This is a genomic window from SAR324 cluster bacterium (assembly GCA_015232315.1).
In the GTDB taxonomy this organism is placed as follows: domain Bacteria; phylum SAR324; class SAR324; order SAR324; family NAC60-12; genus JADFZZ01.
On the sequence record JADFZZ010000018.1, the window covers coordinates 72,337 to 91,456 of the forward strand.

Below are 19,120 nucleotides of genomic sequence, written 5' to 3' on the forward strand. Positions count from 1 at the left end.
GATATGGGTGCAATCGATAATGAGGTGATCAGTCCATGGCAAAAGATTATGGACAATGATTTTTTACTGCTCGCATTTCATGTGGGCTGGTCTGCTTTGTCCTACCTGGTGTGGGGTTTTATTGAACTGATGAATGTTCCAACAATCAACTAACCGGATGAGGAGAACAAAATGAGTATTTTTATACCTGAAAAGAATTGGTGGCAGCCTTTGGGGCCGGATGAAAAAATCTGGATCAAGATTTGTATCGCTACGGCTCTGGTGCTGTTTTTGATGATGCCGATCTATAATCTTTTTGGTAAACAGAATCCCACCCATGAATCCTATAAAGTGACTCCGGAAAGATACAATGAACTGACGGAACAGTTTGTTCAGGAAAACAAGGTGCGTGATGAAATTGTCAAACAACGCTTTGGCTCACAAGTCGTAGAGTTGCCGGTTCCAGTTGTCAGCCCCGGTCCGGGTGTCAAAGATATTTATCTCCGGGCCAGAGCCTGGGAATTTTATCCAATCCTCGAGCTTGAAAAAGGGCGTGAGTATCGCCTCCATATGTCATCCATGGACTATCAACATGGATTTTCGCTACAACCCCAGAATATCAATTTTCAGATTCTGTCAGGATATGACCTCGTGGTCACTATCACACCAAGGGAAGCTGGTGAATCCTTTATCATCTGTAATGAATACTGTGCGATTGGGCATCACAATATGATCGGCAAAATAATTGTTAAGTAGGAAGGAGTCCTGATATGGCATCAAACAATTACGAAAATGAATTCAGAATATGTAGAACCACCGGGCTGAAAGTGCATCTTCCCGGTGAAAAACTGTTTTATGTGCATGCGGTGACAGCGGTGGTATCTCTCCTGGTGGGCGGTATCATGGCGATCCTGATTGCCTTGACCCGCTGGCCTGCGGTGCATCTGCTTCCCGCGGATCTGTTTTATCGCTTTGTGACCGCTCATGGCATGAACATGCTGGTGTTCTGGATCGTGTTTTTTGAAATGGCGGGGCTGATTTTTGCCTCAACCGCTGTGCTTGGCAGCCGGTTGCCCGCGCCCTGGTTCGGATGGCTGAATTACGCCTTGATGCTTGTAGGCGCGCTGATGACCAATGCCATGATTTTCGGCGGAAACGCGGATGTGATGTTCACCTCCTATCCTCCACTTCAGGCGCATCCCAATTACTATCTGGGAATCATTCTGTTTGCGGTAGGAACCCTGCTGAATTGTTTTCACTTTCTGGCAACCCTGTACATCGCCAAAAAAGAAGGTTATCACAAGGGAAGCTATCCGCTATTCACCTTCGGAATCCTGATTGCGGTGATTCTTGCGGTATTCACGCTGGTTTCCGGTGCGATCACCTATATTCCTACATGGGTCTGGGCCATGGGCTGGCTTAATTCGATTGATCCGGGACTGTACCGTCTGGGATTCTGGGGATTTGGCCACTCAGCGCAACAAATCAACCTGGCGGCAATGGTTTCCATCTGGTATCTCATCGGTACTTTGACAGTGGGCGCTGTTCCTGTGAATGAAAAATTCAGTCGTATTGCGTTTTTGTTGTATCTCATTGGTATCAACGTCGCTTCAGTGCATCACTTACTGGTGGACCCCGGTTTCAGCGCAAGTTTCCGCATGTTCAACACCAGCTATGTGATTTATGCGGCAACCATTGGCAGTATGATTCACGCGTTCTCCATTCCTGCGGCGATTGAAACAGCACAACGCAAAAAAGGATTCACCAATGGTCTGTTCGAGTGGCTGACTAAAGCTCCCTGGGGCAATCCGGCCTTTGCGGGCATGGCGCTTTCAATTGTGATATTCGGGTTTGGCGGTGGTGTTACCGGCGTCACCCAGGGTGTTGAGCAAATCAACATCATGTCACACAATACTTTAAGGATTCCGGGACATTTCCATGTGACGGTTGTCGGTGGAACCAGCCTGGCCTTCATGGCCCTGGCCTATTATGCGCTTCCGCTGGTCATGCGCCGTGAATTGATTGGAAAAGGTCTCGCAAAATACCAACCGTGGATATTTGGAATTGGTATTTCCATCATGTCTTTCGGAATGACCTTTGCCGGAATTCTCGGAATTCCAAGACGACATTACGACGTGACATTCTCAACAGCGATTTTTCAGGTTCCGTTCAGCGCAACCGCCACAACCATGCTTGGCCTGCTTGGCCTTGGTGCGATCATGGCGTTTATCGGATTGCTGATTTTCTGTGTGATTGCCGCGCTCACAGCATTTTTTGGAAAAAGAATTCCCTCAGAAATGATTAAACACACTCCATCCGCATGATGGTACGCTCATAACGCGGTTGGAAACAACCGCCTGTTGTTAACCTGATCAATACGAGGATTCCATGAGTCAGGAAAAAGAAAAATTTCATGCTCCGGGAACATTTGTTCTCACCCTCATCTGGTTTGCGTGGTTTGTGATTTTATATACCACGAACTGGATCGCTTTGAGTGAGAACTGGTTTCTGCGCTAATTTAAAAAACTCCCGTGCCAGGTTTTGTCTGAATTGAAGGCCTCCTTCCTTCTAAACAGGCAGAACCTGGTTTTTTATTTGAAAGCTGTCCCGGCTATAGTCATCGCTTCGCCAGTGAATGGCGCAAGCCGTTCAGAACAATACCGAGAACGGTAGCCCCGGGTTACGTCCCGGGGAAGGCGACAAACCGTGGAATTTCATCGGGACGTAACCCGATGCTACCGTCTTCGAAACGGTATTTATCCTCGATGATTTCCGCATTTTCTTTACCGGCAACCATCTGACACTGGCGAAACAATGACTATGGCCGCTGTCCCCTCAGGGATATGCTGTTCTTCAAGGATGTCATGTATTTTTCAATCAAGACATGGTTGCTGTTGCTGTTGGCGTTTGCCTGCATGGTCCTGCTTGGATTGCCCAGCTATGTTGCCTTTTATAATGAAATTGTTTTCCGGCTTACCGGCACGGGTATTATTGACTGGGAAAAAATCGCGTCACTATGCGGTTGGGCCAACAAGTTACGTCCCGGCGAAACACAATGGGGTTATCGTCTGCGAAGTACTTGGGAAATGATTTCAGGGAAAATGGCGATGACCACGATTTTTATTGTGGTGTTAGGCGTTTTTTATGGAACGATCAGTTTCATTTTCCGGGTCACGGATCATTCCAGAAAATAATTGCACTCACCTGAGCCTCAGTGAAAATTATGACTCCATCTCCGCAAAAGCAAACATCTTCCTCCAGCCTTTATCAAAAATGGCATGTGATCTGGCATCGGTTGTTCATGATGCTGGAATCTCAGTGGAACCGCCTGTTTTCTGAAAAAAACAATCCCTTCTATTTTCTTGGCCCCCTGACACTCTTTGCTCTGATCATTCTTTCAGTAACGGGTGTTTATATGTTTCTCTACTATTCCCCTTCTGTGGAGAGTGTGTATGAATCGGTGCGTTATGTGAACGATGAAGCTTTCATGGGAAATCTGGTTCGCAGTGTGCACCAATATGCCGCCGATATGATGCTGGTACTCGCGGTGTTGCACATGGTCCGTATTTTCGTGCAGGATAAATACCGTCAATACCGCTGGATTGCCTGGGTTTCAGGCGTGGTGCTGCTGTTTTTCATTGTGCTCGAAGGCGTGACGGGACACATGATGATTGGCGATACCCGCTCCCAGTTTGTTTCGTTCAACACCTCCAGATTGCTGGCGGCACTCAAAGTGTTCGGCCCTGATCTGCCCAGATCCTTTTCATCCATCGAGTTGCTTGGAACCTGGATCATCTGGATCATGCTGGCGGTTCATATTCTGATCCCCATAGGCTTCATTTTTCTGCTGTATATTCATGTGATGCGCATCTCCCGACCTTCGTTGATGCCGCCGTCGTCACTCATGCTGGGACTGGTGCTGTTTCTGATCGGCTTCAGTTTGCTATTCCCTGTTGCCCTTGGTGAAAAACTCAATTTTATGGCCTTGCCCCATATTGAAAATGTGGACTGGTTTTATCTGTTTTTCACACCAATCATTGAACACACTTCTCCTTATCTCATTTTGGGATCAACGCTTCTCGTGTTTATCTTTCTGGCGCTGGCTCCGTGGTATCGAAAACCAACTCCGATTGATGTTGCCAGAGTGGATCTGGAACACTGTACAGGTTGTGCGACCTGTTCGAAAGATTGTCCCTATGAAGCGATTTATATGCGGCCCAGAACGGATGGCCAGAAATATAAACTGGAATCCGTCATCATCGAGGATCGTTGTTCCGGTTGCGGCAACTGTGTCGGGTCCTGCAACTATCATTCAATGAATCTGACAACCATGACGCTTGAAAGTCTGGAGCAGACACTCACAAACGCCTTGCAACGACCGCTTCAGGATGGTTCCGCGCCTTATCTGGGAGTGTTCTGCCAGAATTCGGTTGACGCGTTGGAACAGGATTCGATGACCCTTAAAGGAGAAACTCGACTGAGGATCCTATCCGTTCCCTGTGCAGGCGCAATCGGACCGGCTTTCATTCATAACGCCTTTGACAAGGGTGCCGCGGGTATCATCATTGCCGCATGCAGGCCTCATGACTGTTATTACAAGGAAGGAAATCTCTGGCTGGAACAACGACTCCAAGGAAAACGTTTGCCCAAACTGAGACTGAAACACGAACAGAAACCTGTTTTGTCGCTTGGTTTCAACAAACTGGAATATTCTGAATTTTTCAAACAGGCGCAATCTCACCTTGACCTCTGGACTCAGAACAAAATCCCTAAAAACAACAGAGGCGTTTTTCTGCCACTGAAAATGCGGGGGAAACCGTTGGCAGGCCTGGTGGTTGCCATGATTTCTATCATTTTTGTCTCGGTTTTCGCAATCGGGGTTCTGGATCCCTGGAAATGGAACATGTATGAACTGCCGGAAACAGACGCATTGCTGAGAATCAACTTTTTCCATTTAAGCGATATTGTGTCCTGCGACATGAACAATCTGGAAACGGGTTCAAATGAAATCCGGTCTCGTATCAACCAGATGACCCGCAAGGATAATGTGTCAGAAAAAGGGCAGACTCAGGCAATATCTTCGCATCTTGTTTCAGCGTTGCTTTGTCCGCGGGAGCGCGTTCCTGTACGTCTGGTTGCTGTCTTGAACGGCAAACAGGTGCTGGATCATGAATTTCAACCGGCAGGAATCAACAAGGATGGTCTGACCTATGTCAATCTGGATTTGCCAGTACCTTCCGGTGATCATCAACTGACTCTGCAAATGAACGATTCACTGAATCCTGAACGTCAGGCGGGAATTCATTTTGAGACTTCTGTTTCATTGAAATCCCGACAGATTCTGTTTGTGGATTATCATGAAGAACAGGAAAAATTCTTTTTCCGAACCCGGTAATTTGAGGTGTTATGAAACGGTTTAAAACTGTCTGGACATGGGGTTGTTTTTTTTTCACGGCCATTGTCTTTGCCATTTCGGTTCAATGGATCCGCCAAAGTCCGCCTTTAGCCTCAAACGCTGGATGGCGATTTCAGGTGGTGGAAACACTCGATCAGGCTGGAGACTGGTTTCATGCCATCGAAGAACTACCGAAAGCAATGGCGGAAGAAGACAGCCGAAAATATGCCGAACAATTCACGAGGAATCTGGAAATCAGAAACTCCCGAATTCCCTTCGATCTGGCCACAATTGACGCGGAACTGATGTTCATCGAATATCCTCATAAAATTCCACGGTTGATTTTTCAAAAAGGTGTGATCGCTGAACTCCAGCATCAACCTGAAGAGGCCCTGGATTGGTATGGGCAGGCACTTGAAAAAAAATCCGGATTGTTCATGGCGTGGGTGAGACGGGCACTGATCTGGGAACGGTTGGGAAACACCATGCGGGCTGAAGAAGAATTCAAAAAGGCGCTTGATATTGCTCCTGAGGGAACACTCAGTCGATTTCATTATGGTCTGTTCCTGGCCCGTTCAACCACACAATTCGATGCAGCCAGGAAACAGGCGGAGTTTCTGAAGGATATTCGTCCACTTTACAGCCAGATCATTATTCAAACCATTGAAGAACACGCCATGGATTGTGGAGCCTCATGCAAATTCGACTTTTCTTCCTGAGAATTCTGGCAGTTTCCCTGATTTCAGCTTCGCCCCTGCTGATTTGGGGATTCTGGCGTTACTCACAACCCCAAACATTGACGTTGGCGGAAGCGTTTTCCGGAACAAACAATGTTTCAGTGCCAAGGCCTGTTCCGTCAATCAATCTCTACGATTTTATTCCCGACTGGATCACTCAGGATATGACATCATTATCGGCTAATGATTTGCGGGGAGAAATTCTGGTGGCAGGGTTTATTTATACACGCTGTACGGACACATGCTCATTGCTGGTGCTTAAATTCAAGGAAATTGAAGACTGGATGGATGATCGTGTAAAACACAAAACACAATTTTTATTGTTCAGCATGGACCCTGACTATGACACACCGGAACGACTGAAACAATATGGTTTGCCCTTTGAATCACCGGCGCCTCAATGGTCTTTTCTGGCAGGATCCCAGGAAAATTTACTAAAATTGACCGAACCGTTGAACTTTCCCATCATTAAAAATGGCGACCAGATTACTCATGCGACCATGATTGGATTGTTTGACACACAGGGACAATTGAAAGAACAAATCTGGGGCAATCCGAAACCGGAGATGGTTAACCAGAAGATTAAGGAACTCTTGGCACAGGAGCAGTTATGAAATATTTTTCGACTATCAATGGCAAATGGGTCATGCTGCTGAGCGTTACGGGCGTCTTGGTGGTGATTTGCGCAAAATTTTATTTTATTCCCCAGGTGGACCGTTTTCTGGAAATGTCCATAGAATTTGACATGAAGCAGAATATGATCGCCTTTGAAAAAATTATTCATATTGTGGCGAATATCGCCGATGGGGATGAGGCTGTTGTCCGAAAAGCATTGCTGCAAATTGGTGAAGATCCTGATATTCCGGTAACACTGCGGCGCAGTAAATCCATTACCCTTCAATATGGAAATGCTCCCACAAGAAATCCTGAAAATTCAATGGAAGAAGAGGTTTTAAAAACGGGAATTCCCCTATTGAACAAAACTGAAAAGGAATTTGAATATATCTATCCCCTGCGAGTCATTGAAGTCTGTCAGGAATGTCATCTTGCTGAAAATGGAAAAGAAGAGATCCCCCTGGGTTATGTGCTGGGATTAGCTGTTTCCACGGTGCCCTTGTCCAAATTGCATGACAGCAAACTGTTCTTTTTTGTGAAAGATCTGTTTGTGACCAACACCATGATGGTTGGCCTGTTACTGATTGGAACCTATATGGGCTTACAGTTTATCGTCATTCATCCTTTGCGGCGTGTCAGAGAGCAATTGAAACAAAGGGCTGAATCGAACGATGATGAGCTGGAAATTGTATCCCATGACAACGAAATCGAGGATATAGAATCATATCTCGACGAACTGTTTTTACTTCATTATGCTGACAATAGAGTCTCGGAAAATACTGAAAATAAACCCTAAGGAATCGCACAGAAATAACTTACCCATTTGCCTCCAACCAACCAAAACAAAGCTATGGAGAGGAATATTTATAGTTAGGAATGTTGTTGATGAGCGATTCCTAAAACCATAAATTGTAGTCAAATACTGCATAAAAATTCTTAAAATCCCTTATAGTGGTGATTTGTTGTCGAAAAAACAGAAAATCACACTATTGGAATGCACCCTTTCCTATATCAAAACCTCCCATTGGAGTATTGAGGAGATTTCCTGTTTGTTGGGTTTCCAGGAGCCCGCCAGCTTTTCACATGCTTTTAAGAGATGGACAGGAACTTCACCTAGTACTTTTCGGAATGAGGCACGTGACGACTCCCCGCCTGATTATTCTTCAAATCGGTATTTGTGATTAAATTTTAATCACAATATTGATCCTTGTATAAAATATTTTGATAAAAAACACCCTCACAGCTTAAAGCCCCAAATTTTATTTAAAATAAACTCAATATTTACAGCAAACTGCACACACTCACACCAAACATCAGCCCCATGGCCCTGTTCTTGCGATAAATGGTTTCCGGGATCGTTCCCTGATGATGTTGTTTATTTATTAGGCGATTCATGAAGTGTGAGTTATTCAGACTCATTCCTGTTGAATCTGACCTGATTAAACAATGATAACTAAAAACAATTTTATGGAGTTGATATGAATCACTCATTGATGAGCAACAAGTGGGCAAAGTCAGTTCTGGTATTTTTTATGGTGGTCATGCCGCTTATGGCACAGGCCGCTAAAAACACCATCAAGGTTGGAATCCTTCATTCACTGAGCGGAACCATGGCTATCAGTGAAACCTCACTCAAGGATGTGGCGTTAATGGCGATTGATGAACTGAATGACAAGGGTGGTCTGTTGGGAATGAAAATCGAACCCGTAGTGGTTGATCCCGCCTCCAACTGGCCGTTGTTTGCTGAAAAAGCCAGAGAATTGATTCAGAAAGACAAAGTATCGGTAGTTTTTGGCTGCTGGACTTCTGTTTCCAGAAAATCCGTCCTGCCTGTGTTTGAAGAACTCAATGGTCTGTTGTTCTATCCTGTGCAGTATGAAGGCGAGGAATCTTCCTATAACGTATTCTATACCGGTGCCGCTCCAAACCAGCAGGCAATTCCAGCCGTGGAATATCTGATGAGTGCCGATGGTGGAAGCGCCAAACGCTGGATGCTTATTGGAACAGATTATGTGTATCCTCGAACGACCAATAAAATCTTGCGCGCGTTTTTGAAATCCAAAAATGTGGCTGATAAAGACATCTACGAAACCTACACTCCCTTTGGACACACGGATTGGCAGAATATTGTTTCTGACATCAAAAAATGGTCCGCCTCCGGAAAAACAGCAGTGGTTTCCACCATCAATGGGGATGCCAATGTTCCGTTTTATAAGGAACTCGCAAATCAGGGGGTGAAGGCTGAAGATGTGCCGGTGATGGCGTTTTCAGTGGGTGAAGAAGAGCTTCGTGGAATGGACACCAAACCCCTGGTTGGACATCTGGCCGCATGGAATTACTTCATGTCCGTCAAAAATCCTGTCAATGACGCGTTTATCAGCAAATGGAAAGCCTATGTGAAGAAAAACAAACTTCCAGGCGGAGACAAACGTGTGACCAATGACCCCATGGAAGCCACTTATATCGGCGTGAATATGTGGGCACAAGCCGTTCTTCAGGCAGGTACAACCGATATTGACGCGGTTCGTCAGGCTTTGGGAACTCAGGTGTTCACCGCACCTTCAGGTTATGACATTCAACTGGATGCCAAAAACCATCACCTCCACAAACCTGTCATGATTGGTGAAATTCAGGAAGATGGACAACTGGAAATCGTATGGCAAACCAAAATGCCGATCCGGGCTGAAGCATGGAGTCCCTACATTCCAGACAGTGCCAAAAAAATCGCGGACTGGACCTATCCCTGGGTTTGCGGAAACTGTACTAAAGCCAAATATTGATCCCCTCTTTGATCTCTTGAAGAGACGCTTTGCGCCGGACTGCTAATGATAGGCCGTCAAAAGCGCTGTGCCGGTACAAAGCGTCTTGTTCCATCTAACGGAAAATTATGCAAATTGCTAGACTTTGGCAATATTTCATACTGTTGCCCGGATTCTTATTTTTCTTTGTTTCTCTTGTACAGGCTGATGAACAGGATGACATACTTCACGGACTGGTGTCAGAAAGCCGGACGACTATCAAGGAAACCATCGACAAAATTGCTGAAATCAATGACGGATTTTTTCTGCCTGTGCTTCAGGCCTTGAAAGACAGACGACTTTTTCTCACTCCTGAGGGATTGGTACTGATTCAGGATGAAACCAGTTCCACAAACTTTCTGGATCCCAAAACAGGACAGAGTTTTAAACTAGAATCTTCCGATTCCTTTTCATCTCCTGCTATCAACAATTCTGTTCGCCGGGCGATTGCTCCGGTGATCGCCCAGCTTCAACTGGTTTCGCCCAACATCGAGGAACGTTTGAAGGCGGCTCAGGAACTGGTGGAAAAAAACAACCCTGACGCTGTGGACGCCCTGAAAAAAGCGCTGACTGTTGAAAAAGACCGCCAGGTCAGGGATGTCATGACCCTGGCTTTGGCACTGAATGAAATGAAAAGTGATGACAAATTCACCAGAATCAACGCCCTTAAAACCATTGGCGAATCAGGCGACAGAAGATCCAAATCTCTGCTGGAACCGTTGCTGGAACAAACGGGCGAAGGCCAGTGGACTGAACCTGATGCGGATATTCGGGAAGCCGTCAACAAGTCGCTGAGCGCGATCAATTCCAGACTCATGCTGTATGAAATGGCTGGAAATCTGTTCCGTGGAATCAGTCTGGGAAGCATTTTGCTTCTGGTTTCCCTCGGTCTGGCCATCACCTTTGGCCTGATGAAAATCATCAACATGGCTCATGGGGAAATGCTCATGCTGGGAGCCTACAGCACCTATGTGATTCAGAACTTTTTTCATCAATATTTGCCCGACTGGTTTTCGTGGTATCTCCTCGCGGCCATTCCCACCGCCTTCATGGTGTCTGCCCTGACCGGGGTTCTGATGGAACGACTGGTGGTACGTTTTCTTTATGGCAGACCCCTTGAAACCCTGCTGGCGACATGGGGACTCAGTTTGTTGTTGATCCAGACCGTCCGGCTCATTTTTGGCGCCCAGAATGTGGAAGTCGCCAATCCGGAATGGGTCTCCGGCGGCATTCATGTGTCTCAGGGACTGGTTTTGCCTTATAACAGAATTGTGATCATCGTGTTTGTGATTATGGTGGTTACCGCTGTCTGGTATCTGTTTCAGCACACCGAACTGGGACTCAAGGTCAGGGCTGTGACTCAAAATCGACAGATGGCTTCGTGCGTGGGTATTTCCTCATCAAAAATTGATGCCTGGACGTTCGGGCTTGGCTCTGGCGTCGCAGGACTGGGAGGTTTGGCGCTGTCACAGATTGGCAACGTGAATCCGGAACTGGGACAGGGATATATCGTTGATTCCTTCATGGTGGTTGTGCTTGGCGGAGTCGGAAAACTGATTGGTACCATTCTGAGCGCGATGGGTCTGGGCGTGATTTCAAAATTCATGGAACCGCTGACCGGGGCTGTGTCTGCCAAGATTCTCATGCTGATTTTTATCATTCTGTTCATTCAAAAACGCCCTCAGGGAATGTTTGCTCTCAAAGGCAGAGCGGCTGATGAATAATAGCATTCAGCCATCAGTTTTCAGCACACTGACCGCTGAAAGCAGAGAATTCGTAACGATTGAGTGAATAACAAATCATAGAGGCATTATGAAACGGTTTTCTGAACTTCATTCAAAAACAGGCTGGGCCTTCTTTGCCGCATGTCTGCTGAGTCTGCTGGTGCTTGTGCCTGTTCTCAATCTGGCTGTTCCGGTTGATTCCGCACTGCATGTTCCGGATTATCTGATTCCGCTCATTGGCAAGTATCTGTGTTTTGCCATTGTAGCGTTGGCGATGGATCTGATCTGGGGATACACCGGCATTCTCAGTCTGGGGCATGGGGTATTTTTCGCGCTTGGTGGTTATGCCATGGGCATGCATCTCATGCGGGCCATGTCCGGAGAAGGGGTTTACCGCAGTGAACTGCCGGATTTCATGGTGTTTCTGGATTGGAAGGAATTGCCCTGGTACTGGTATGGCTTTGATAATTTTTATTTTTCCATGCTGATGGTCCTGCTCATTCCGGGGTTGCTGGCCTATATTTTCGGCTATTTCGCGTTTCATTCCAGAATCAAGGGTGTTTACCTTTCGATCATCACCCAGGCCATGACCTATGCCAGTATGCTGGCCTTTTTCAGAAATGACATGGGTTTTGGCGGCAACAACGGGCTTACCGACTTCAAGCACATTCTGGGTTTTTCATTGCAGGATCAGGGCACCAAAGTCGGCTTGTTCATTCTCACAGGTTTCATGCTTGGCAGTGTGTATCTGCTGTCACGATTCATTGTCACGTCCCGTCTGGGAAGAATCCTCATGGCGATCCGTGACGCCGAGCAACGGGTACGCTTTTCAGGTTATGATTCCACCAATTATAAATTGTTCGTCTGGACCCTGTCGGCTGTTTTGTGCGCCATCGCCGGAGCGCTGTATGTGCCGCAGGTCGGCATCATCAATCCCGGTGAAATGCAACCGTCAAACTCCATTGAAATGGCGATCTGGGTGGCGGTCGGCGGACGAGGAACCCTGTTGGGAGCTTTGGTCGGATCAGGAATTGTAAACAGTGCCAAAAGCCTGTTCACTGCCATGTTTCCGGATTTGTGGCTCTATTTTCTCGGCGTACTGTTTATTGCGGTCACCCTGTATTTTCCTCAGGGAATCGTGGGCTTGTTGCAACGGATCAGTCAGGGAGTGAAACATGGAAAACATCATTGATGTCCGGCATGGGGTTATCCTGTATATGGAAAAAATTTCGGTCAGTTTTGATGGTTTCAAGGCCTTGAATGAACTGAGCCTGTATATCAATGATGGTGAGTTACGCTGTATCATTGGCCCTAACGGGGCCGGCAAAACCACCATGATGGATGTGATCACCGGCAAAACCAGACCCGATAGCGGTGTCATTTATTTTGGACAGAAGATTGATCTCACTCAACTTTCCGAAAATGAAATTGTTCAGACAGGGATCGGCAGAAAATTTCAAAAACCAACGGTTTATCAGGAACACACGGTGTTCGAAAATCTGGAGTTGTCTGTCAATTCCAACAAAAGCGTTTGGTTCAGCATGTTCGCTCAACTGACTCCGGAACAAAAGGATCGGATTGATTTTGTGCTCGAAACCATTGGACTCAAAGATGAAATCCATCGGAACGCGGGCTTGCTGTCTCACGGACAAAAACAATGGCTGGAAATCGGGATGCTGTTGATGCAGGACCCCCGACTGCTATTGGTCGATGAACCAGTGGCTGGAATGACTCCGCAGGAAATGGACAGAACCGCACAACTTCTGACCGATCTTGCGGGAAAACACTCGGTGGTTGTGGTGGAACATGACATGGAATTTATCCGCTCCATCGCACGGAATGTCACAGTGCTTCATGAAGGAAGCGTGTTGGCGGAAGGCACCATGGAAGACATTCAAAACAATGAACAGGTCATGGAAGTTTATTTGGGAAATTAAAAATTCGAGGAAGTTATGCTATCCATACAAGGATTGAATCAGTACTATGGTGAAAGTCATACCCTGTGGGATGTGGACTTGACAATAAAATCTGGAACATGCCTCTGTCTTATGGGAAGAAACGGTGTGGGAAAAACCACGCTGTTGAAAGCCATCATGGGACTGTTGCAAATTAAAAACGGCAGTATCAAACTGGATGAACAGGAACTTCAGGACAGTTCTTCGGATGTCCGGGTAAAAGCCGGTATCGGTTATGTCCCGCAAGGACGGGAAATCTTTCCGTTTTTGACCGTTGAGGAAAACCTCAAGGTGGGCCTGAGTGCCCGGCGTGACAAGGTCCGAACTGTTCCTGAAAAAATTTATGATCTGTTTCCGGTGCTCAAGGACATGGCAAACCGCAGAGGGGGAGACCTTTCAGGCGGTCAACAACAGCAACTGGCCATTGGCCGGGCGCTGGCCACCAATCCGGATCTGCTCATTCTGGATGAACCCACTGAAGGCATTCAGCCCAACATTGTTCATGATATTGGCGACATCATCATCAAACTGAATCAGGAAGAAAAACTGACAGTTTTGCTGGTCGAACAGAAACTTCCCTTTGCCCGGAGAGTTGCCAAAGAATTCTGTATCATGGAAAAAGGCCGTATTGTCGCCGGAGACTCGATTGATGCTCTGGATGACAAATTGATTCAGAAACACCTTGCTGTCTGAGAAAGCCTGTTTCTGAATTTCTTCCTGCTGTAAATAATTTGGTGATGAAATCCTGTGGCCCGCCACGATGTCATCCCCGTGAAAATGGGGATCCAGGAGTGCGCCGATGGATTCCGTGTCAAGCACGGAATGACACCGTGCGATGGCTTGAATAGGTTGCCGTCACCAGAAACAATTTCTTTATAAATTTAACCAGGAGATCCTTATGAAATTTTTCAGTAATACAAAATTAAAAACCCTGCTTGCCACCCTTGCGTTTACAAGTGCCAGCGGAATCGCATTGGCGCATACCAATATGCTGGAACATGGTGGTTTGCTGGAAGGCTCCCTGCATCCGTTCACAGGCATGGACCACCTGCTGGCCATGCTGGTTCTCGGATTATGGGCCGTTCAACGTGGTGGAAAACAACTCTGGGTTTTACCGCTGGTGTTTCTTTCAGGAATGACAACCGGACTGCTTTCAGGAATTCAGGGATGGCAGATACCAATGGTTGAAACCGGTGTTGCCGCTTCAGTGTTCATTCTGGGAGTGCTCATTTCTGCACGCTCCCGTTTGCCTCAATGGACTGCTATGACTCTGACCGTGGCTTTCGGTTTTTTTCATGGGCAGGCTCATGGAAGTGAAATTCAACCGGATTCACAAATGCTTATGTGGTCTCTGGGCGCGATTATTTCTGCGGCGCTTCTGCATGGAACGGGAATGGGAACGGGTTACTTTCTGAAGCAATCCCTGCTACGGAAATATACCACTGCGCTGGGTGGAATGACTGCTTTTGCCGGCTTGACCTTGATCGCGTCCACCGTTGCCTGAATCTGTTTCTTGAAAGGAATCCAATGCATTTAACCACTCGGGAAATGGATAAACTGATGATCTTTATGGCCGGTGAACTTGCACGCAAACGCAAGGCTCGTGGACTCAAACTCAATTATCCTGAAGCCGTCGCCCTGATCACTTCGGAATTGCTGGAGGAAATCCGCAATGGCAAAACTGTCGCTGAAATCATGAGTCTGGGCAAAACTGTTTTAGCACGGGATGATGTGATGGAAGGCGTGCCGGAAATGATTCATGAGATTCAGGTGGAAGGCACTTTTCCAGACGGCACCAAGCTGGTCACGGTCCATCATCCGGTGGTGTAAATGAAGACAACGGAATATTTTAACTATACCCGGACAAAATCTGATAGAGTTAGTATTAAGGAAGAGTGGATCGAATTGGTGATTCAACATCCCTACAGAACAGAAGTACAATCCGATGGCAGAATAAGAAAATGGGGGAAAATTGAGCAAGAAAACAAGTATCTGCGTGTCATTCTGTTAGAAGATGGGGAAACTGTTCATAATGCTTTTTTCGATCGTTCATTCAAAGAAAGGTAAAATATGAAAGTTAAATACTTTGCTGATACAGACACGGCATTGATTGAGTTTGTCCAAAAAACAGTGTTTGAGACAAAAGAAATCAGTGAAAATGTTTATGTAGATCTGGATCAAGATGGAAATTTAATAACCATGACAATTGAACATGCAAAAACTAATGCAGGGTTATGGGAATTTTCATACCAGGAGATACAAGAATCCAAAGGTTATGCTGAACAGGTCGCGTGAGACAACGCTGGTATCAGAGCTATTCATGACATCCTGTAATATTTAAACTTCAACATCTACAGATTGAGAGCAAGGAACTCCATGATTCCAGGTGAATATCAGTTAAAACAAGAACCCCTTGAGGCCAATGTGGATCGTCCGGTGCTGACTCTCGAAGTCAGCAACACCGGAGACCGGCCTGTACAGATTGGCTCTCACTTCCATTTTTTTGAGGTCAACCGCTGGTTGCAATTTGATCGGGAACAGGCTTATGGAATGCGTCTGAATATTCCCGCAGGAACCGCCGTGCGTTTTGAACCCGGAGATTCCAGAGAAGTAGAACTCGTCGCGTTGGGCGGCACACGGCAGATTTGGGGACTGAACGGCCTCATCAACGGCAGTCTGGATGATCCTCAGCTTCGTGAAACTGCCATGGACGCCATAAAGTCATTTGTTGCGAAAGGAAACTCATGAAAATCGATCGGCATGTGTATGCGGACCATTTTGGCCCGACGGTTGGAGACAAGGTAAGACTCGCTGATACTGATTTGTGGCTGGAAGTGGAACAGGACCACACCGTGTATGGCGACGAATGCAAATTCGGCGGCGGAAAAGTGCTTCGGGATGGAATGGGACAATCGTCTTCCGTGACCAGAAATCAGGGGGCTCCGGATATGGTCATTACCAATGCGCTGATTGTGGATTACACCGGAATTTATAAAGCGGATGTGGCGATTCGGGATGGCTTGATTTCCGGCATTGGCAAAGCTGGCAACTCTGGCATCATGCAAGGGGTTACCCAAGGCATGGAAATTGGGGCCTCTACTGAAATCATGGCAGGAGAAGGCCTGATTCTCACAGCCGGAGCGATTGACGCGCATGTGCATTTCATTTCACCCAATCAATTCCCTGAAGCGTTTTATTCCGGCATCACCACCCTGATTGGCGGCGGCACTGGCCCTGCGACCGGTACCAATGCCACGACCTGCACGCCCGGTGCGTGGAACATCCGCAAAATGTATGAAGCGGTGGAATCCTTTCCCATGAACTTCGGGTTTATGGGGAAGGGCAATTCGTCACTGCCGGATTCTTTGCGGGAGCAGGTCAAGGCTGGAGCGCTCGGACTCAAGCTCCATGAAGACTGGGGCACAACTCCGGCCGCGATTGATCAATGCCTGAGTGTGGCTGATGAGTTTGATGTTCAGGTGGCCATCCACACCGACACGCTGAATGAAGCAGGTTTTGTGGAAGACACCATTGCGGCGTTCAAGGGACGCACCATCCACACCTACCACACCGAAGGCGCCGGCGGCGGTCATGCGCCTGATATCATCAAACTGTGCGGCGAAGCCAATGTACTGCCATCTTCGACCAACCCGACCATGCCCTTTACCCGAAACACCATGGATGAACACCTGGACATGCTCATGGTCTGTCACCATCTGTCGCCTTCAATTCCTGAAGATGTCGCTTTTGCGGAATCACGAATACGGGCTGAAACCATTGCCGCCGAAGATATTCTGCATGATTTGGGGGCTTTCAGTGTGATTTCATCCGATTCCCAGGCGATGGGCCGGATTGGAGAAGTGATCTGCCGTACCTGGCAAACAGCGGACAAGATGAAAAAACAACGAGGAGCGCTTCCTGAAGACAAAGGTTCCAATGATAATTTCAGAATCCGGCGTTACATTGCAAAATACACGATCAATCCCGCCATCACTCATGGTGTGAGTCATATCATCGGCTCGATCGAAATTGGTAAAATGGCGGATCTTGTGCTGTGGAAACCCGCGTTTTTCGGTGTCAAACCTGAACTGATCATCAAGGGGGGATTCATTGCCGGTTCGGTGATGGGTGATGGCAACGCCTCGATTCCCACACCGCAACCCGTGATCTACCGACCGATGTTCGGTTCTTACGGACAAGCGCTGGATCATACCAGTGTGCATTTCGTGTCACAGGCAGGCATCGTCAATGGTTCGCTCAATGATCTCAGGCGAAAATCTGTTCCTGTAAGAAACTGCCGGAACATTGGCAAGAAGGATTTGATCCTGAACAGTTATCAACCTCGAATTGAAGTGAATCCAGACACTTACGAAGTACGGGCTGACGGCCAGATTCTGACTTGTGAGCCGGCGTTGATTTTACCGTTGGCTCAGCGGTATTTTCTATTTTGAGTACAATGATGACTGTGATTGAAACGTTGTTGCAAGCCTTGCCTGACAAGGAAATTCCGGAAGGAATGAAACATGATACGCTCACGCTGACATGGGAGGACCGCTGTCGGAGTCACGGAAAACGGCAAACGGATGGAGGTTTGGAGTTTGGTCTGTCCCTTCCTTCAGGGACGGTTCTCGAACAGGGCAACTGTTTGATACTGGAAGCAGAAAATGTGTTGATCGAAGTAGTGGAAGCCAATGAAAAAGTTCTGCTTATCAACCCGCTCACCCAATATCAATGGGCCTATTGGGCTTATCAGATCGGCAACAGACATCAGGCCTTGATGATCACAGAAAATGAACTGGTATGTATGGATGAACCTGCGGTTAGTATGCTTCTTCTTCAGTTGAAAGTTCCTTTTCGCAAGGCGGTCCGTGCCTTCCGTCCTGCCATCAAAGTGAGCGGCCACACTCATTAAGCTTCAAATCATGGATGCCACAACCTGGTTAAATGCCCTTCAGATTTGCGACAGTTTTTTTCCGGTGGGCGCCTTTGCCTATTCAGATGGACTGGAAACAGCCATTGCTCATCAATGGGTGAGGGACCGTCAGACACTCAATCAATGGATGGAATCCTGGTGTGGGCACACCTTCCGGTTCTGTGAAGGTCCGGCGCTGTTGGGCGTGATGACGGCCTGGCATCAGAAAAACTGGAACACTCTCAGCGGAATTGATCATGAATTGACAGCCCTGAAACCCTCTTCTGAAGCCCGTGAAAGCTCCCATACCCTGGGCAAGCGACTCCTCAAAACCAGTCTTCCTTTATATCCTGATTCCGATCTGGAGCAATTGCATGAAAAAATCCTTCAGGGGCAACTGAAAGGCAATTCAATCACGGTTTACGCGGTCTTGTTAAGTGTGGCTGGACTGAATGGTGAAGCGGCTCTGTTGAGTTACGGCTATATTCGTCTGACCGGGATGATTTCCGCGGCATTACGCCTGATGTCCTTTGGTCAACAGGAGGGACAGGCGGTTCTCAATGCCAGATTGAAAGATTTAGCCCGAATTACCCGGTTGATTCCTGATTCAGAGGCTCCCCTCCTGCTGAATTTTTCGCCCGTCGTTGATATCGCACAAATGAATCATCCGTTTCTGTATTCCCGCCTGTTTCGGTCATAACCTCCATGGTTTCCCTCCTCAGCAAGATTTCAAGCTGTGCAGGTATTTTTTTAGCCACGAAGTACACGAAAAACATCAGAAACACGAAAGAAAAAAAGAATGGTAGCCCCGGGTTACGTCCCGGGCAATGTCATCAACTTAAGGAATTCGTCGCCGGGAAGTCCCCCTTTTCAAAGGGGCAGCAATTATGTGTGAAATGATTACCAGCGCAGATCTAACACGAATTTTCCTTCCAACTCGAAACAACACATCCCCAGAAATCGAAAAAGCGGTCTATTTTTTTAAAAAAGCAAAAAGCCGATAAT

Annotated in this window: 22 protein-coding genes; all 22 read left to right on the forward strand. The window is 47.1% G+C overall.

Going from position 1 to position 19,120, the window contains the following annotated elements:
• Nucleotides 1-3 precede the first annotated feature (3 nt).
• The 22 genes from HQM11_12885 (at nt 4) to HQM11_12990 (ending at nt 18,815) form a co-directional block, all read left to right on the forward strand.
• The gene (locus HQM11_12885) at nt 4-153 is read left to right on the forward strand and encodes a hypothetical protein (protein MBF0351921.1); all 150 of its coding nucleotides are present in this window, start codon (nt 4-6) and stop codon (nt 151-153) included.
• A gap of 18 nt (nt 154-171) precedes the next feature.
• Nucleotides 172-735, forward strand: coding sequence for a cytochrome C oxidase subunit II (locus tag HQM11_12890; protein MBF0351922.1), 564 nt, complete (start codon nt 172-174; stop codon nt 733-735).
• Between the two features lie 14 nt (nt 736-749).
• Nucleotides 750-2,303 carry a cbb3-type cytochrome c oxidase subunit I gene (locus tag HQM11_12895; protein ID MBF0351923.1) on the forward strand — a complete coding sequence of 518 codons (1,554 nt, stop codon included), beginning with the start codon at nt 750-752 and terminating at the stop codon, nt 2,301-2,303.
• Nucleotides 2,304-2,822: 519 nt separating this feature from the next.
• A complete protein-coding gene (locus tag HQM11_12900; GenBank protein MBF0351924.1) occupies nt 2,823-3,173 on the forward strand; it encodes a hypothetical protein in 351 nt (116 codons plus the stop codon).
• Between the two features lie 29 nt (nt 3,174-3,202).
• Nucleotides 3,203-5,374, forward strand: a complete 2,172-nt coding sequence (locus HQM11_12905) for a hydrogenase iron-sulfur subunit (GenBank protein MBF0351925.1) — start codon at nt 3,203-3,205, stop codon at nt 5,372-5,374.
• Between the two features lie 11 nt (nt 5,375-5,385).
• Nucleotides 5,386-6,093, forward strand: coding sequence for a hypothetical protein (locus tag HQM11_12910; protein ID MBF0351926.1), 708 nt, complete (start codon nt 5,386-5,388; stop codon nt 6,091-6,093).
• On the forward strand, nt 6,069-6,725 hold the full coding sequence (locus HQM11_12915; protein MBF0351927.1) for an SCO family protein: 657 nt from the start codon (nt 6,069-6,071) through the stop codon (nt 6,723-6,725). The genes HQM11_12910 and HQM11_12915 overlap by 25 nt, the downstream gene beginning before the upstream one ends.
• Nucleotides 6,722-7,522 (forward strand): hypothetical protein, encoded by an 801-nt coding sequence (locus HQM11_12920; protein ID MBF0351928.1) that lies wholly within the window; start codon nt 6,722-6,724, stop codon nt 7,520-7,522. The genes HQM11_12915 and HQM11_12920 overlap by 4 nt, the downstream gene beginning before the upstream one ends.
• A gap of 112 nt (nt 7,523-7,634) precedes the next feature.
• Nucleotides 7,635-7,907, forward strand: a complete 273-nt coding sequence (locus HQM11_12925) for an AraC family transcriptional regulator (protein MBF0351929.1) — start codon at nt 7,635-7,637, stop codon at nt 7,905-7,907.
• A 312-nt stretch (nt 7,908-8,219) separates the two neighbouring features.
• Nucleotides 8,220-9,506, forward strand: coding sequence for an urea ABC transporter substrate-binding protein (gene urtA, locus HQM11_12930; GenBank protein MBF0351930.1), 1,287 nt, complete (start codon nt 8,220-8,222; stop codon nt 9,504-9,506).
• Nucleotides 9,507-9,613: 107 nt separating this feature from the next.
• Nucleotides 9,614-11,248: an urea ABC transporter permease subunit UrtB gene (urtB, locus tag HQM11_12935; protein MBF0351931.1), complete on the forward strand. Its 1,635-nt coding sequence runs from the start codon at nt 9,614-9,616 to the stop codon at nt 11,246-11,248.
• Nucleotides 11,249-11,336: 88 nt separating this feature from the next.
• Entirely contained in the window at nt 11,337-12,440 is a 1,104-nt protein-coding gene (urtC, locus tag HQM11_12940) for an urea ABC transporter permease subunit UrtC (protein ID MBF0351932.1), read from the forward strand.
• Nucleotides 12,424-13,185, forward strand: coding sequence for an urea ABC transporter ATP-binding protein UrtD (gene urtD, locus HQM11_12945; protein MBF0351933.1), 762 nt, complete (start codon nt 12,424-12,426; stop codon nt 13,183-13,185). The genes urtC and urtD overlap by 17 nt, the downstream gene beginning before the upstream one ends.
• A 15-nt stretch (nt 13,186-13,200) precedes the next feature.
• Nucleotides 13,201-13,896 carry an urea ABC transporter ATP-binding subunit UrtE gene (urtE, locus tag HQM11_12950; GenBank protein ID MBF0351934.1) on the forward strand — a complete coding sequence of 232 codons (696 nt, stop codon included), beginning with the start codon at nt 13,201-13,203 and terminating at the stop codon, nt 13,894-13,896.
• 205 nt (nt 13,897-14,101) lie between these two features.
• Nucleotides 14,102-14,707 carry a HupE/UreJ family protein gene (locus tag HQM11_12955; GenBank protein ID MBF0351935.1) on the forward strand — a complete coding sequence of 202 codons (606 nt, stop codon included), beginning with the start codon at nt 14,102-14,104 and terminating at the stop codon, nt 14,705-14,707.
• Between the two features lie 23 nt (nt 14,708-14,730).
• Nucleotides 14,731-15,033, forward strand: coding sequence for an urease subunit gamma (ureA, locus tag HQM11_12960; GenBank protein MBF0351936.1), 303 nt, complete (start codon nt 14,731-14,733; stop codon nt 15,031-15,033).
• Nucleotides 15,034-15,270, forward strand: a complete 237-nt coding sequence (locus HQM11_12965; GenBank protein ID MBF0351937.1) for a hypothetical protein — start codon at nt 15,034-15,036, stop codon at nt 15,268-15,270.
• A 3-nt stretch (nt 15,271-15,273) separates the two neighbouring features.
• A complete protein-coding gene (locus HQM11_12970; GenBank protein ID MBF0351938.1) occupies nt 15,274-15,498 on the forward strand; it encodes a DUF2283 domain-containing protein in 225 nt (74 codons plus the stop codon).
• Nucleotides 15,499-15,579: 81 nt separating this feature from the next.
• Entirely contained in the window at nt 15,580-15,951 is a 372-nt protein-coding gene (locus tag HQM11_12975) for an urease subunit beta (GenBank protein ID MBF0351939.1), read from the forward strand.
• Nucleotides 15,948-17,654 carry an urease subunit alpha gene (gene ureC, locus HQM11_12980; GenBank protein MBF0351940.1) on the forward strand — a complete coding sequence of 569 codons (1,707 nt, stop codon included), beginning with the start codon at nt 15,948-15,950 and terminating at the stop codon, nt 17,652-17,654. The genes HQM11_12975 and ureC overlap by 4 nt, the downstream gene beginning before the upstream one ends.
• A gap of 5 nt (nt 17,655-17,659) precedes the next feature.
• Entirely contained in the window at nt 17,660-18,115 is a 456-nt protein-coding gene (locus HQM11_12985) for a hypothetical protein (protein MBF0351941.1), read from the forward strand.
• A gap of 10 nt (nt 18,116-18,125) precedes the next feature.
• Nucleotides 18,126-18,815 (forward strand): hypothetical protein, encoded by a 690-nt coding sequence (locus HQM11_12990; protein MBF0351942.1) that lies wholly within the window; start codon nt 18,126-18,128, stop codon nt 18,813-18,815.
• The last annotated feature ends 305 nt before the right edge of the window (nt 18,816-19,120 follow it).